Raw genomic sequence first — 1213 nt, forward strand, 5'->3', positions numbered from 1 at the left:
ATGAAACCTTACCACAAAACAGTTTTTCTCATAATAGCTTATTTATTTACATATAACTTGAATTTCATTATTTCACAAAAAATAAAAAAGGACAGCACAAAGGCTGTCCTTTAGTCGACTATAATTAGTCTTGGTTTGTCATTTCTGCATATTTTTCTGCAGTTAATAACTTCTCAACTTGGCTTGCATCAGAAAGTTCAACTTTAACCATCCATGCACCCTCGTATGGAGATTCGTTAACAAGTTCTGGTTGGTCACTTAATTCTTCGTTTACTGCTACAACTTTACCGCTTACAGGTGCGTATAACTCAGAAACTGTTTTAACAGATTCTACGCTTCCGAATGGCTCGTTAGCTTCGATTGTTGCACCTACTTCAGGAAGTTCAACGAATACGATATCGCCTAGCTCACCTTGTGCAAAGTGAGTGATACCGATAACAACTTCATTACCTTCAGTTTTTACCCATTCGTGTTCTTCAGAGTAACGTAAATTATTTGGAATGCTCATGACTGTACCTCCAGTGAATGTATTAATTATGTAAAAATACCTTATTGGTACTTTTTCCACACACTTTCAAACTGCTCTTCGTTAAAACCAAGTGTTACATTCGTTCCATCTGTTACAATTGGACGTTTAATCAACATGCCATCAGATGCTAAAAGCTCATACATTTCGTCTTCGCTTGCATCTTTCAACTTATCTTTTAGACCAAGTTCACGGTAACGCATTCCACTTGTATTAAAGAATTTTTTTAATGGTAATTCACTTTTTTCATGTAAATTACGTAAATCTTCTTTTGATGGTGGATTTTCAACAATATGAATCATCTCATATGCTACATCGTTTGCCTCAAACCATTTCTTTGCCTTTTGACATGTGCCACACTTTGGATATGAATAAAATGTTACTGTCATAAATTCACCTACTTTTTTACTAACCTTTACCTTTATCATATAGAAAACGTTTTATTATTTCAAACCATTATTCGCTAAACTTTTACTTATTTCGTGATAATTTTTAATAATCCTGCGAATTTTTCTTATTTTTCCGCCATTTGTTAAGAAAAAAATAAATATATAAATTTTTTAGATTCTGCACCAAACATATATCTTAAACAAGCGTTTGATTAATTCTCCATTTTCTTTCTTAACCTTTGAACTACAGGAGTTTCTTTCTACCGAACATACAGCTTAAACAAACGTTTGATTAATT

At 32.7% G+C, this 1213-nt stretch carries 2 protein-coding genes; both read right to left on the bottom strand.

What is annotated here, in order from left to right:
* Positions 1 to 124: 124 nt before the first annotated feature.
* The gene (gcvH, locus tag MR107_RS30085; protein WP_000026897.1) at positions 125 to 508 is read right to left on the bottom strand and encodes a glycine cleavage system protein GcvH; all 384 of its coding nucleotides are present in this window, start codon (positions 506 to 508) and stop codon (positions 125 to 127) included.
* Positions 509 to 549: 41 nt separating this feature from the next.
* Positions 550 to 915 carry an arsenate reductase family protein gene (locus tag MR107_RS30090; RefSeq protein WP_000218968.1) on the bottom strand — a complete coding sequence of 122 codons (366 nt, stop codon included), beginning with the start codon at positions 913 to 915 and terminating at the stop codon, positions 550 to 552.
* Positions 916 to 1213: the final 298 nt, after the last annotated feature.

The organism is Bacillus cereus group sp. BfR-BA-01441 (genome assembly GCF_022663075.1).
Taxonomy (GTDB): domain Bacteria; phylum Bacillota; class Bacilli; order Bacillales; family Bacillaceae_G; genus Bacillus_A; species Bacillus_A cereus.

What these genes read in the sequence shown, in the direction of transcription:
- gcvH (WP_000026897.1), bottom strand. Translation starts at nt 508, where the DNA reads ATGAGCATTCCAAATAATTTACGTTACTCTGAAGAACACGAATGGGTA.
- MR107_RS30090 (WP_000218968.1), bottom strand. Translation starts at nt 915, where the DNA reads ATGACAGTAACATTTTATTCATATCCAAAGTGTGGCACATGTCAAAAG.